At 63.7% G+C, this 12,999-nt stretch carries 12 protein-coding genes; 3 read left to right on the top strand and 9 right to left on the bottom strand.

Annotated elements, in window-relative coordinates:
• Positions 1–6: 6 nt before the first annotated feature.
• From B9A11_RS08880 to hslO, 5 genes are read right to left on the bottom strand one after another with little or no spacing between them, the layout of a single operon-like run.
• Positions 7–1,836: an ABC transporter ATP-binding protein gene (locus tag B9A11_RS08880; RefSeq protein ID WP_058248039.1), complete on the bottom strand. Its 1,830-nt coding sequence runs from the start codon at positions 1,834–1,836 to the stop codon at positions 7–9.
• A complete protein-coding gene (locus B9A11_RS08885) occupies positions 1,833–3,677 on the bottom strand; it encodes an ABC transporter ATP-binding protein (protein ID WP_058248040.1) in 1,845 nt (614 codons plus the stop codon). The genes B9A11_RS08880 and B9A11_RS08885 overlap by 4 nt, the downstream gene beginning before the upstream one ends.
• Positions 3,678–3,716: 39 nt before the next feature.
• Positions 3,717–4,871, bottom strand: a complete 1,155-nt coding sequence (locus B9A11_RS08890) for a CCA tRNA nucleotidyltransferase (protein WP_058248041.1) — start codon at positions 4,869–4,871, stop codon at positions 3,717–3,719.
• Positions 4,868–5,467 (bottom strand): NUDIX hydrolase, encoded by a 600-nt coding sequence (locus tag B9A11_RS08895; RefSeq protein WP_058248042.1) that lies wholly within the window; start codon positions 5,465–5,467, stop codon positions 4,868–4,870. Before B9A11_RS08895 ends, B9A11_RS08890 begins: the two co-directional genes overlap by 4 nt.
• A complete protein-coding gene (hslO, locus tag B9A11_RS08900) occupies positions 5,457–6,437 on the bottom strand; it encodes an Hsp33 family molecular chaperone HslO (protein ID WP_058248043.1) in 981 nt (326 codons plus the stop codon). Before hslO ends, B9A11_RS08895 begins: the two co-directional genes overlap by 11 nt.
• A 101-nt stretch (positions 6,438–6,538) precedes the next feature.
• Between hslO and B9A11_RS08905 the strand changes: the two genes are divergently transcribed.
• Positions 6,539–6,988 carry an NUDIX domain-containing protein gene (locus B9A11_RS08905; protein WP_058248044.1) on the top strand — a complete coding sequence of 150 codons (450 nt, stop codon included), beginning with the start codon at positions 6,539–6,541 and terminating at the stop codon, positions 6,986–6,988.
• Here the strand turns inward: B9A11_RS08905 and B9A11_RS08910 are convergent.
• Positions 6,974–8,248, bottom strand: a complete 1,275-nt coding sequence (locus tag B9A11_RS08910; protein WP_058248045.1) for a PP2C family protein-serine/threonine phosphatase — start codon at positions 8,246–8,248, stop codon at positions 6,974–6,976. The genes B9A11_RS08905 and B9A11_RS08910 overlap by 15 nt on opposite strands.
• Before the next feature lie 157 nt (positions 8,249–8,405).
• Here B9A11_RS08910 and B9A11_RS08915 point away from each other — a divergent pair, with 157 nt between their 5' ends.
• The gene (locus B9A11_RS08915) at positions 8,406–8,741 is read left to right on the top strand and encodes an Hpt domain-containing protein (RefSeq protein ID WP_058248046.1); all 336 of its coding nucleotides are present in this window, start codon (positions 8,406–8,408) and stop codon (positions 8,739–8,741) included.
• Here B9A11_RS08915 and B9A11_RS08920 read toward each other — a convergent pair.
• The 3 genes from B9A11_RS08920 to B9A11_RS08930 form a co-directional block, all read right to left on the bottom strand.
• On the bottom strand, positions 8,738–9,553 hold the full coding sequence (locus tag B9A11_RS08920; protein WP_058248047.1) for an SDR family oxidoreductase: 816 nt from the start codon (positions 9,551–9,553) through the stop codon (positions 8,738–8,740). The two genes, B9A11_RS08915 and B9A11_RS08920, sit on opposite strands and share 4 nt — an antisense overlap.
• Positions 9,550–10,776 carry a threonine ammonia-lyase IlvA gene (gene ilvA, locus B9A11_RS08925; protein WP_058248220.1) on the bottom strand — a complete coding sequence of 409 codons (1,227 nt, stop codon included), beginning with the start codon at positions 10,774–10,776 and terminating at the stop codon, positions 9,550–9,552. The genes B9A11_RS08920 and ilvA overlap by 4 nt, the downstream gene beginning before the upstream one ends.
• Before the next feature lie 62 nt (positions 10,777–10,838).
• On the bottom strand, positions 10,839–11,582 hold the full coding sequence (locus B9A11_RS08930) for a hypothetical protein (RefSeq protein WP_143595842.1): 744 nt from the start codon (positions 11,580–11,582) through the stop codon (positions 10,839–10,841).
• A gap of 126 nt (positions 11,583–11,708) precedes the next feature.
• On the opposite strand from B9A11_RS08930, the gene B9A11_RS08935 reads away from it, so the two are divergent.
• Positions 11,709–12,932, top strand: coding sequence for an argininosuccinate synthase (locus B9A11_RS08935; protein ID WP_058248049.1), 1,224 nt, complete (start codon positions 11,709–11,711; stop codon positions 12,930–12,932).
• The last annotated feature ends 67 nt before the right edge of the window (positions 12,933–12,999 follow it).

The following is a 12,999-nucleotide window of genomic DNA, read 5'->3' on the forward strand; positions in this document are numbered from 1 at the left end:
GCTAGGCTACTCTGCCGCCTCACCCAGGAAACCGCCCGACTGCCGATCCCAATAGCGCGCATACAGGCCACCCTTCGCCAGCAAAGCCTCATGGGTGCCTTGCTCGACAATCCGGCCAGCGTCCAGCACGATGATCCGGTCCATCTGCGCGATGGTCGACAGGCGGTGCGCGATGGCGACCACGGTTTTGCCCTGCATGACGGTGGTCAGCGCGCCTTGGATTTCGGCCTCGACCTCTGAGTCGAGCGCGCTGGTGGCCTCATCCAGCACCAGGACCGGCGCGTCCTTGAGGATCGCCCGGGCAAGCGCGATGCGCTGGCGTTGCCCGCCGGACAGCTTGACGCCCCGTTCGCCCAGCCGCGCGTCATAGCCCTGCCGCCCCTTGTGGTCCTTGAGCGCAAGAATGAAATCGTGGGCCGAGGCGCGGCGGGCGGCCTCATACACCTCTTCGTCCGTGGCATCGGGGCGACCGTAGCGGATATTCTCCATCGCAGAGCGGTTGAACATCGCCGCCTCTTGCCGGACCACCGAGATGGCCCGCCGCAAAGCGCCTTGGGTGAGGTCGCGAATGTCGTCGCCGCCCAGCCGGATTCGACCCTGTTCCACCTCATAGAGCCGTAGCAGCAGGGACACCGCAGTCGTCTTGCCCGCGCCAGACGCCCCGACAAGCGCGACCTTTTCCCCTGCCGCGATGTGCAGATCAAAGCGGGTCAAAGCCGCCTGATCCCCGCCATAGGCAAAGCCGATCTGGTCGAAATCCACCGACGCCCCGCGCGCCTGATCCAGCGCATCGGGCCGGTCAAGGATCGCGTGCGGCGGGGTCAGCGTGGCGATGCCGTCCTGCACCTCGCCGATGTTGGTGGAAATCGACATGGCCGTGCGCCCAAGCCGGTTGGTCAGCATCGACAGCCGCGTCGTCAGCATCGCCGTCATGGTGATATCCCCGACCGAGGCGCTGCCCACACTATACAGATACAACGAGGCAAGGATCGCCGACAGCGGCAGCATCCCGCCAAGGGTCATCAGGCCAACGCGAAAGATCCCCGCGATCAGCCCGAACTCCAGCGAGCGCTCGCGGAAGTCGGCCAGCGTGCGCCGGGTCGCGTCGTCTTCGCGGTCGTCATGGGCGAACAGCTTGACCGTGGCGATGTTCGTCAGCGTGTCGACGATCTGCCCGCTAACCACGGTGCGCGCCCCGGCGCGGGCCTGCGCGCGGGCTTGGACACGGGGGATCACCTGCCACAGAAAAGTGATATACAGCACCGACCAAAGTGCAAAGATCGCCAGCAGTTTCGGGTCTATTCCAGCCAAAAGGATAAAAGTCCCGATGAACATCGCCGCCGCGTAGACCAGCACGTCGGTGACCTCGTTCACCACATCGCTCAGCGCGCGGGCGGTCTGGTTGGCCTTTTGGCTGATGCGCCCGGCAAAGTCGTTGTCAAAGAACGCCAGCGCGTGCCCCAGCGTATAGCGGTTGACCCGCGACAGGATCAGCGGGAACAGGTTCGGCCCGAGCAGGATGCTGCCGGTCGCGGCATCGAAGATATAGACCAAGGGCCGGATCAGCAGGAAAAACGCCAGCCCGAAAAGGATCAGCGCGGCGTACGGCCCCCAGAACGCACCGGGGCCTTGGGCGGCGGCTTGGTCCACGACCCAACCGGCAAAGCGGGCCGAAATGACCTCGGACACGCCAGTGAAGATGGTGATGAAGATGGTTAATAAGATCGCCTTTTCCGCGCCCTTCAACGCCCAGCGGGCAAAGGGCCAAGCGCCCTGCGGCGGCGGTCCTTCGGCGGGGGCGAAGGGGTCGATCATGTTCAGGATGCGGCGGATCATGCGTCGTCCTCTGTATCTTGGCCCAGAAAGCCACCCGACTGATGCGACCACAGGCGTGCGTACAGACCGCCCTGCGACAGCAGCGCCTCATGCGGGCCAGCCTCGACAATTCGACCCTGATCCAGCACAAGAACGCGATCCATCTGGGCAATGGTCGACAAACGGTGCGCAATGGCGATAACGGTTTTTCCCTCCATCATGCCGTAAAGCGTTTCTTGGATGGCGGCTTCGACCTCTGAATCCAAGGCCGAGGTCGCCTCGTCCAGCAGCAGGATCGGCGCGTCCTTGAGGATCACCCGCGCGAGGGCGATGCGCTGGCGCTGCCCACCGGACAGCTTGACGCCGCGCTCGCCGACATGGGCGTCATAGCCACTGCGGCCTTCGCTGTCTTGCAGGGTCTGGATGAACGCGTGGGCCTGCGCCTTGGTCGCGGCTGCGATCATCTGCGCCTCGGTCGCATCGGGGCGGCCATAGAGGATGTTCTCGCGGATTGACCGATGCAGCAAGGCGCTGTCCTGCTGGACCATGCCGATGTGCTGGCGCAGGCTGTCTTGGGTGACGTGCGCGATGTCCTGACCATCGATCACGATGCGCCCGCCGTCGGGGTCGTAAAAGCGCAGCAGCAGCTTGACCAGGGTCGACTTCCCCGCGCCGGACCGCCCCACAAGACCGATCTTTTCACCCGGTTGGATGGTCAGATCGACCGCCTCCAACCCGCCGGTTTCGCGCCCATAGTGGTGGGTTAGAGACTGAATCTCGACCCGCCCCTCGGTCATTTCCAGCGGTTTCGCCCCCGGCGCATCCAGCAAGGCAATCGGCTGGGCAATGGTCTGCATTCCCTCTTGGATCACGCCCAATTCGCGGAACAGCGACGTGGTCGCCCACATGATCCAGCCGGTCATGGCGTTCAACCGCAAGCCCAAAGCCGTCGCCGCAGCAACCGCCCCCGCCGAGGCCGTCCCCTGCATCCACAGCATCAAGGCCAGCCCGACCACACCGACGATCAGCAGCCCGTTAATCACGTTCAAGGCCATATCCATGACGGTATAGAGCCGCATTTCGCGCTGAAAGGTCTGGCGCGCATGCTCGATCGCCTCTTGCCCATAGGCCAGCTCGGCCTCGTGGTTGGCGAACATCTTGATCGAGTGGATGTTGGTGTAGCTGTCGACGATCCGACCGGTGAACTGCGACCGCGCATCGCTGGAGGCCTTGGACGCGGGCGACACATTGCGCACGGTCCAGCGGATCAGCAGGCCATAGAGCACGATCCAAATCGCCAGCGGGATCATCAGCCGCGGGTCCGCCTCGCCCAGCAGGACCAGCGCGCCGACCACATAGGCCAGCGAAAAGGTGATGGCGTCGAACACTTGAAAGGCGACCTCGCCGGTGGCGGGCGGGGTCTGGACAATGCGGTTGGCGATGCGCCCGGCAAAGTCGTTTTCGAACCAGCCGACGGATTGGCGCAGCACATGAGCGTGCGCTCGAAACCGCACCAGCGTGCCAAGGTTGGGCATAATCGTGTTGTTGATCAGCGCCACGTCTACAACATGTAGCAAGGGCCGCAGGATCAGAACAAACAGGCCCAGCGCGATCAGCACCCCGCCGTAGTTGTTCCAAACGGTCTGCGGATCTTGCGCCAACAGATCGACAACCCAGCCCATAGCCCAGATCAACCCCACCTCGACCGAGGCCACCGCGATCGACATGAGCGCCGCCAGCACAAAGATCCCGCGAAAGGGTTGCGTGTATTGCAGCAGGAACGGCAACAGGCGCTGCGGCGGCGTGTCGTTGGCCGCATACTCCGTGTAGGGATCGACCAGATTTTCAAAGAAACGAAACATGGTGGCTTTCTCGGGCGGGCCCCGGGACTCAGGCAATGACTACAGGCCCGAGAGTAGCGCCGCTTTGTCCAAGGTAAACCCCGAGGCGATCCAACGCGCCTCGAGCGCTTTCAGCGTCTGCCCCAAGGCCGCGCCCTGCACGGCGGGCATCAGGTCGGCGGCCTTGACGGGGAACTGCGCATCAGCGGCGGCGTCGATGGCGCCAAGCGCGTCGATCTGCGGGGGCATCTCGAAACTCGCGGCCCGCAAGACCATCACATCGCGGGCCATCTGGGCAGAGTGGCGATAGGCGATCTCTGGCAGGCTATCGGGCGCACCGATCAGTCTCTGATACGCCTCAAGTTGGCGCTGTTCGTTTTTGGACAGGCGCAAGCGCGCGCCGTCATAGAACCCAATCCCGGCAAGGCGGCGCATGGCACAGGGGCGCAGGCCCAGCGCCTCTTCGTGCAGGATCAACGGCCCGAGCGGTTTGCTGACCGCGCCGGGTAACACGTGAGCCAAAACGCCGGTCTGCTCCATCACCGCAACGGCGAACAGCGGGTCGGGCGCGCGCAGAAGCTTGGTCAGTTCCGCGCCGACACGCTCAGCCGACAGGATATCCAGACCATCAAGGTTCGCGGAAATCGCGGCCAGCGCCTCTGGGTCCATGCCCTGCGAAGGGTCGGCGTACCACGCGCTAAAGCGGAAAAACCGCAGGATACGCAGGTAATCCTCGCGGATGCGGGTCGTCGGATCCTGGATAAAGCGAAAGCGCCGCGCGTGCAGGTCCGGCAAACCGCCCAGCGGGTCGACCAGCGCGCCGCGCCGATCCGCGTAGAGCGCATTCATGGTAAAGTCGCGGCGCACGGCATCCTCGGCCACGTCATCGGCAAAGCGCACGGCGGCGCGCCGGCCATCCGTCTCTATGTCGGCGCGAAAGGTGGTGACTTCGTAACCTTCGCCGTCGCAAACAACCGTGATTGTGCCGTGCTCGATCCCGGTGGGGACGGGCTTCAACCCCGCCTCTTTGGCCAGAGCGATCACCGTTTCCGGGCGCGCATCGGTGGAAATGTCAACGTCGGCCACAGGCTCGCCCAGCAACGCGTTGCGCACGCAGCCGCCCACCGCATAGGCGACAAAGCCCGCCTCTTCGAGCATTGCCATCACGGTTTGTGTGCCTTGGGCGGTTAACCAATCGCCGGTGACGTCGGTCATGCCTGCACCCGTTCGGCCAGCCCGCGCAGAATGCGGGCGGTCGCGCCCCAGATGTAATAGGGGCCAAACGGCGCCGTGTAGTAATACCGCCGCTGCCCGCGCCAACGCCGATGCTGGACGCTAAAGCGCGCGGGATCGGTGATATGGGTGAAAGGCGTGGCAAAGACTTCGTCCACCTCGCCCGGCTCGGGGATCGGAGTAAAACGGTCTCTGATCAGGCCCAAAACCGGCACCATGCTAAAGCCGGTCACCGTCTCGTGGCTGGGCAAAATCCCAAGGATGTCCACCAAGGACGGGTCAAGCCCGACCTCTTCACGCGCTTCCCGCAGGGCGGCGGCGGTGGCGTCGGCGTCGCCGGGATCGACCTTGCCGCCGGGAAAGGCGATCTGGCCGGGGTGGTGTTTCAGCCGCGACGAGCGCTTGGTCAGCACCAGTTCCAGCCCGTTCGGGCCGGGTTGAAAGGCACAAAGCACCCCGGCGGGGCGCAGCGGACGTCCCTCGGGCAGCTTGATTTCAGGGTTAAGATCAAAGTCCGAAGAGGCGGCGGCGTCCTGCGCCACCGCCCGCTTTAGCAGGGTGATCTGCTCACTTATCATCCGCCTCAAACCCCACCGTGGCCGCGTCGAGCACATAATGCGCGCCGCAGAACTGGCAGTCGGCGGTGACTTTGCCGTCTTCGGTCGTCATGTGGCCAATGTCCTTGGCCGAGTAGATCGACAGGCTCTGGCGGACGCGATCTTCGGAGCAGGTGCAACCAAAGCGGATCGGCTGGGCCGGGTAGACGCGCGGCTGTTCCTCGTGAAACAGGCGGATCAGCAGCTGGTCCGGGGACACGGACGGACCGATCAGCTCGAGCTCTTCGACCGTGTTCACGTGCATGTTCACGCGGGTCCAGTTTTCCTTGGCGTCTTCGGCGACCACGTCGTCCGGTTGCAGCAGACCCGCTTCGCCGGACCCGCCGTCCTGGGCGTGCGGCGAGGCCTTGGGCATGTGTTGCAGCATGATGCCACCCGCGCGCCAATGTTCCGGCTGGCCGGGTTCGCGCGACTTGCCGTAGGACAGCGCAAAGGTGGTCGGCAGCTGTTCGGACTGCGCGAAATAGGCGGCGGCGCAGTCGGACAGGCTATTGCCGGCGATGGGCGTGATGCCCTGATAGGGCTGCATCCCGGTGCCCTGGTCGATCAGGATCGCAAAGTAACCGCTGCCCAGCTGCTGGAACGGCGTGGCATCGGTCACCCGCTCGGCGTCATAGCTGGCGTAGGCACGGATGCGCGCGGGCTGCCCCTCTTCGTCGGGGCCGTAATAATCGGTGGCGATCATCCGCACCGGGCCGTTGGTCTGCACCTGCAAGGACAGCTTCCAGCGCAGCTTGATCGTCTGGCCGATCAGCGCGGTCAGCAGGGCCATCTCGGCCACGAGCGCCTCGACGGGTTCGGGGTAATCGTGCTGTTTGAGCACACCGGACAACACGCCATCAAGCCGCGCCACGCGGCCGCGCATGTCCGAGCGATCAAGCTGAAAGGGCAGGACGGTGTCGTCCCAGGCGAGTTTTGTTCCAAGGCTCATGGGGTTTCCTTATCTGCCGAGGGCTGGCAATAGCCGTGCATATAGGGGTTCCCGCCGCGCGCGGAAAGGGGCAGTGTGCCCACAAAGCAAGAGGGCAGGCCATGACACCACGTTTCGGAGACGCGCCAGAAAGCGGCAGACGCTATGTCACGCGGCCCGGCGCCTATGTGATCTTGCCGCGGGCGGGGTCGCTGCTGCTGACCTATCAATCGCATCCCTATCCCGAATTCCAACTGCCCGGCGGCGGTATCGACCCGGGCGAAGGCCCGATTGAAGCGCTGCACCGCGAGGTGTTCGAGGAAACCGGCTGGCGCATGACGCGGCCCCGGCGGCTGGGCGCGTTCCGGCGGTTCACCTTTATGCCCGAATACGAGATTTGGGCCGAAAAGGTCTGTCTGATCTATACGGCGATGCCCGTGCGCCCGCTTGGCCCCCCGACCGAGCCGCATCACGTGCCCACCTGGATGCCCGTGGCAGAGGCCGCAGAGCGGCTGGGCAACCCCGGCGACGCGGCCTTTGTCCGGCGCTTCGCGCGGTCATCGCGGCGGTAGCACGTCGAATTCCAGCAACGCGGCAGAGACATCATCGCCAAGGCTTTTGCTGTCGAGCATCCCTTCGGTCAGGCGCCAGAACATGTCTTGCAGCAGGTCCGGCCCCTGCCCCGCCGCGGCGCTGTCCTTGAAGATGCGCACCAGACCGTCCTCGCCCAGCATCTTGCCGTTCTTCATCACCGCCTCGGTGAAACCGTCGGAATACAGCAGCAACAGATCGCCGCTGCGCATGGTAAAGGCGTGCTGGTCATAGGTCACCTCGTCGATCAGACCGATGGGCAAGCCCCCCTCGCCGAGGAATTCCACCTCGCCATTTGCGCGCAGCAAGAGCGGGTGAGAGTGCCCCGCCTGCACCATCCGCATCTCGCCGCTGCGCAGATCGGCGGCGACATAGGCCATGGTCAGGTATTCCTCGACCCCCGGATCGGCGGCCAGACGCTGGTTCAGCATTTGCCCGGTCAGCGCCGGTTCGCGCATTTCGTAAACTTCGTCGGATTTTTTCGCCAGCGCCACGTTTTGATCGGGGAAATTGGACGACAGGTAACCGGCCACCCGCGCCGTCACCATCGCCGAGGTGATTCCGTGCCCGGACACATCGATACTATACAGGCCCAATTTGTCGTCGCCGGGCTTGAACATGCCCACCAGATCGCCGCCCACATGGCCACAGGGTTGCAGCAGCAAGCTGACCCGAGAGGTCGCCAATTCCAGCATCCGTTCGGGCACCAGAGACTGTTGAATGGTGCGCGCCTGCCGCAGATCCTTGTCGATGGCTTCGTGAATTTCCTGTAGCTCGGCCAGCGCCTCGGACACCTCGCGGTTTTTCTCGGAAAGCTGCCGTTCCATGGACACCACACGCTCCCCCGCATTGATCCGTGCGCGCAACTCGTGGGCGTTCACAGGTTTCGTCAGGAAATCGTCCGCCCCGGCGTCAAGCCCTTGGGCCACCTCGTTTTTCTCGCTCTTGGAGGTGAGCAGGATAAAGTATCCATAGCCCTCACGTTTCAGCGCCCGGAACTGGCGGCACAGTTCCAGCCCGTCCATCCCCGGCATCATCCAATCGGACAGCACCAGATCGGGCTCCTTTTCGGCGCAGATCTGCAACGCCTCGGGGCCACTTTCGGCCTGCAACACCTCGAACCCCCAGCGGTTGAGCATAGAGCTCATGATCCGCAGCTGTAGACGGCTGTCATCCACGATCAGAACGCGCCGGATTGCTCCGGTCAGCGTGTCATGGCTGTCCACGGGGTCCACTTGCACCTTTCCGACCTATTCCTCTGATAAACGCGCCTTTGATACGTCGGTAACAGGGCACCCCTTAACGCATACTGAAAGCTAAAAATGAGCGGAAATTCAGTTGGGCTGAAAGGTCTTGTTCACCCCCTTGGCCTAGCCTGTGCACAGCAGGAGGTGTTCCATGATTGATTGGTCACGTGTCGAAGAGCTGGTGGATGAAATCGGGGCCGAGGATTTCGGCGAGGTGGTTGAGCTTTTCCTCTCCGAAGTGGAAGGCGCGATTGCCGCGTTTGAGGCGGCCGAGGGCAATCCCGTTGTCGCCGAAGAGCAGTTGCATTTCCTGAAGGGCGCGGCGTTGAACTTGGGGTTCGAGACGCTGGCACAGCTGTGCCTAAAGGGGGAAAAGGCCGCTGCGGCAGGCCGTGCCGATGTGGTGAGCCCGGCAGAGGTGCGTGAGGTCTATGAAACCTCGCGCGATCAGTTTCAGGCGGATTTGCCCAATCGACTGGCGGCTTAGATTTTGCGGTGCAAATCCGCGAGGGTCTGCGGCACCCCATCCGCGAACGCCTCGCGGCGCAGGCGGCGCATCCCGGCAATCCAGCGATCCATATCCTCGGCGCGGCGACGGGCAAAGATCGCCGCTTCGGGATGCGGCAGGATCAGGAAACGGTCCTTATGTAGGCCATCCATCAGCGCGTCGGCCACGTCTTTAGCGGTCAGGACGCGGTCGTTGGGCAGGCCCTCGGGCGCGTCGATATCGTAGCCCAACAGGGGCGTCGCCACATAAAGCGGACAAACGACCGAGACGTGGATGCCTTGGTCGCCGTGTTCAATGGCAAGGCTCTGCGCCAGACTGACGGCGGCGTGTTTCGTCGCCGAATAGGGCGCATCGCCGATTTGCGACAGCAGCCCCGCCGCCGAGGCGACGTTGACCAGCCAACCGCGCCCGCGCGCGATCATCCCCGGCAGGACCAAACGGGACGCGCGCAGATGCGCCATAACGTGCAAGTCCCAGCTGTCCTGCCACTGCGCGTCGGGGGCAGAGGTCGGGCCCTCCACCGCGCCGCCGGCAAATCCGGCGTTCGACACCAGCATGTCGATCTCGCCCAGCGCGGCCTCTGCCGCCGCGATCATCGTCTCTATCCCTGCCGGATCGCGCAGATCGCAGGCCAGCGCGGCGCCGCCAATCTCGGAGGCCACCGTGTGCGCATTGCCCAAATCCAAGTCGACAACACAAACGCGCACCCCCTGCCCCGCCAGAGCGCGCGCAATCGCGCGGCCAATGCCTTGGCCCCCGCCGGTGACAATCGCGGTGCGCGCATCCATCATATGACGAAATTCGCCAGGACTTCGTCCTCGGTGATGTCTGAGTAGGTGTAGCCCAGCGCGTCAAGGCTGGCATAAAGCCGGTCAAAATTCTCGGGCCGCTTGGTTTCGATCCCGATCAGCACAGAGCCAAAGTTGCGCGCGGACTTTTTCAGGTACTCGAACCGGGCGATGTCATCCTCGGGGCCGAGCAGCTCCAAAAAGCCTTTCAACGCGCCGGGGCGCTGGGGCAACCGCAGGATAAAGTATTTCTTCACGCCGGAATAGCGCTGCGCCCGTTCCTTGACCTCGGGCAGACGCTCGAAATCGAAATTCCCGCCAGAGGTGATGCAGACCACGGTGCGCCCGCGAATGGCTTGGCCGAGGTCTTTCAAAGCGTCCACCGACAGCGCGCCCGCCGGTTCCAGAACGATGCCTTCGACGTTGAGCATTTCAAGGATGGTGGTGCACAGGCGGTCTTCGGAGATGGTCAGCGTGTTCGCGACGCCCACCCCGCGCAGGCGGTCAAAGGTCCGCTCGCCAATCTTGGCCACGGCGGCGCCATCGGCAAAGGTGTCGACGCGCGGCAGGGTCACGGGCTTGCCCGCCTCTAGCGCCGCGCGCAGACAGGCGCCCCCGGCGGGTTCCACAAAGGTGTAGTTCGGCGTGTTGCCGAAATAGGACAGCACGCCCGACGACAGGCCGCCGCCGCCCACCGGGATCACCAGATGGTCAGGCACACGGCCCAACTGCTGTTCGATCTCGACGGCGACGCTGGCCTGACCTTCGATCACGTCGTCATCGTCGAAGGGCGACAGGAAATAGCCCCCCTCGGTGCCGCAGAACTCTTGCGCGGCGGTCAGACACTCGTCGAAATAGTCCCCGATCAGGCGGATTTCGACGAACTCACCGCCAAACATCTTGGTCTTTTGGATTTTCTGCTGCGGCGTGGTGACGGGCATAAAGATCACGCCCTTGACCGCGAATTGCCGACACATAAAGGCCACGCCCTGCGCGTGGTTCCCCGCCGAGGCGGCCACAAACAGCCCTTCGCCCCGATGCTTGCGCATGGCGTTGAACGCCCCCCGCAGCTTGTAGCTGCGCACCGGCGAAAGGTCCTCGCGCTTGAGCCAGATATCGGCGTCAAAGCGCTGGGACAGGTGGTCATTGCGCAACAGCGGCGTCTGCGGGAAAACCTCGCGCATGGCTGTTTCGGCGGCGCGGGCGTTATCTTGGAAATCAGTCATGCCCAAGCTGTGACGCAGCCCGCGCGTTCGCGCAAGATCAAGGCCCGCGCATTCGCGCAAAATCAAGGAATCTCGCGGCCTTCGATATATACGCCATACAGCGTCGTCAGAACGGTCATCGACATCATCGCGATGAACCAGTTCGCCCCAAGCAGCCAAACCAGCCCCGGCAAGGTAAACACCCCGCCCAGAATGCTCGTCGGGATTTGCACCACGAAAATCGTGCCCACCAGCAGGATCGCCAGCGCCACCAGCGCGCCCCAATCCTCGGCGGTGGTGTTCCAGATCTCGGTCAGGACAAGACGGCGCCCCATCGCGCCCGCGGGCAGGATCATCGCAAAGCGCAGCGCCAAAAAGGCCAGCGCCGCGAGATAGGCCAACATGCCAAACATCGTGGCAAAGGGCAGCGCCAACAGCAAAAGCGTCAGCGGGATCAGCAACAACAGCCCCGCCAGCAGCATCACCAGACCGATCAACAGCATCCGCCCCACGTAGCCCAGCACAAGCCGACCGTGCCACGGGGGGATCACGCCTCCGCTCAGCTCTCCGGTCAGGACATAGCGGTGCCACGCCACCGCCATCCAGGCGCTACTGACCACCGACAGCATCAGCAGCCCGAACAGCGGCATCACCATATCGGCGGGCAGCTGCGGCATCCCCATCTCGTCCAGCGGCATGGGGTTGGCGAACAGATAGAACTGCGGTGCCATCTGGATCAGGAACAGCACGCCGGTCACCTGAAGGGCGGTGCCGAGGTTCTCCCAGATCATCCGGAACGAATGGCGGTACATGCGCCAACTCTTCATGCGTGCTCTCTCCTGCCGATTTTTCCCACATGGCTACCACGCAAGCGCCCCGCGTCAACGGGCTATCCTTGCAGATAGGCGCAAAACCCGCTAACCCCGCCGCAACATCTGACAGAGGAATCCTATATGTCCGCGCCCAAGAAAGTCGTCCTGGCCTATTCCGGTGGCCTCGACACCTCGATCATCCTGAAATGGCTGCAAACCGAATACGGCTGTGAGGTTGTCACCTTTACCGCCGATCTGGGCCAAGGCGAAGAGCTGGAACCCGCCCGCGCCAAGGCAGAGATGCTGGGGATCAAGCCCGAGAACATCTACATCGAAGACATCCGCGAAGAGTTCGTGCGCGATTTCGTGTTCCCGATGTTCCGCGCCAACGCGGTCTATGAAGGTCTGTATCTGCTGGGCACCTCGATTGCCCGCCCGCTGATTTCCAAGCGTCTGGTCGAGATCGCCGAGGAAACCGGCGCCGACGCCATCGCCCACGGCGCAACCGGCAAGGGCAACGATCAGGTTCGCTTTGAACTGTCCTCGGCGGCGCTGAACCCCGACATCAAGTGCATCGCGCCGTGGCGGGAATGGGACCTGTCCTCGCGCACCGCTCTGCTGGACTTTGCCGAAAAGAACCAGATCCCGATCGCCAAGGACAAGCGCGGCGAAGCGCCCTTCTCGGTGGATGCGAACCTGCTGCACACCTCGTCCGAAGGCCGCGTGCTGGAAGATCCCGGTGAGGTCGCGCCCGAATACGTGCACCTGCGCACCGTGAACCCGGTCGACGCGCCGAACACCCCCGAAGAGATCGAGATCACCTTTGAAAAGGGTGACGCGGTTGCGATCAACGGTCTGGCCATGTCGCCGGCCACCGTGCTGGAAACGCTGAACGAATACGGCCGCAAGCACGGCATCGGCCGTCTCGACTTTGTCGAAAACCGTTTCGTGGGCATGAAGTCGCGCGGCGTTTATGAAACCCCCGGAGGCACCATCCTGCTCGAAGCGCACCGCGGCATCGAACAGATCACGCTGGACAGCGGCGCGGGTCACCTCAAGGATTCGATCATGCCGCGCTACGCCGAGCTGATCTACAACGGCTTCTGGTTCTCGCCCGAGCGCGAGATGCTGCAGGCGCTGATCGACAAATCCCAAGAGCACGTCACCGGCACCGTCAAGCTGCAACTGTACAAAGGCTCGGTCCGCACCATCGCGCGTTGGTCCGATCACTCGCTCTATTCCGAAGCGCATGTGACCTTCGAGGATGACGCCGGTGCCTATGACCAGAAAGACGCGGCAGGCTTTATCACGCTGAACGCCCTGCGCCTGCGCTTGCTGGCCGCGCGGAACCGCCGCCTCAAGTAATTCCTGCCCCATTGGCAGATCAAAGGCCCGCCCGATGTGGTGGGCCTTTTTGTTGTCTGCCTGTTGC

Origin of the sequence: Tropicibacter naphthalenivorans (assembly GCF_900176475.1) — a bacterium.
In the GTDB taxonomy this organism is placed as follows: Bacteria; Pseudomonadota; Alphaproteobacteria; order Rhodobacterales; family Rhodobacteraceae; genus Tropicibacter; species Tropicibacter naphthalenivorans.

Coding starts and splice junctions, on each gene's coding strand:
- B9A11_RS08880 (WP_058248039.1), bottom strand. CDS start 1,836: ATGATCCGCCGCATCCTGAACATGATCGACCCCTTCGCCCCCGCCGAA.
- B9A11_RS08885 (WP_058248040.1), bottom strand. CDS start 3,677: ATGTTTCGTTTCTTTGAAAATCTGGTCGATCCCTACACGGAGTATGCG.
- B9A11_RS08890 (WP_058248041.1), bottom strand. CDS start 4,871: ATGACCGACGTCACCGGCGATTGGTTAACCGCCCAAGGCACACAAACC.
- B9A11_RS08895 (WP_058248042.1), bottom strand. CDS start 5,467: ATGATAAGTGAGCAGATCACCCTGCTAAAGCGGGCGGTGGCGCAGGAC.
- hslO (WP_058248043.1), bottom strand. CDS start 6,437: ATGAGCCTTGGAACAAAACTCGCCTGGGACGACACCGTCCTGCCCTTT.
- B9A11_RS08905 (WP_058248044.1), top strand. CDS start 6,539: ATGACACCACGTTTCGGAGACGCGCCAGAAAGCGGCAGACGCTATGTC.
- B9A11_RS08915 (WP_058248046.1), top strand. CDS start 8,406: ATGATTGATTGGTCACGTGTCGAAGAGCTGGTGGATGAAATCGGGGCC.
- B9A11_RS08920 (WP_058248047.1), bottom strand. CDS start 9,553: ATGATGGATGCGCGCACCGCGATTGTCACCGGCGGGGGCCAAGGCATT.
- ilvA (WP_058248220.1), bottom strand. CDS start 10,776: ATGACTGATTTCCAAGATAACGCCCGCGCCGCCGAAACAGCCATGCGC.
- B9A11_RS08930 (WP_143595842.1), bottom strand. CDS start 11,582: ATGAAGAGTTGGCGCATGTACCGCCATTCGTTCCGGATGATCTGGGAG.
- B9A11_RS08935 (WP_058248049.1), top strand. CDS start 11,709: ATGTCCGCGCCCAAGAAAGTCGTCCTGGCCTATTCCGGTGGCCTCGAC.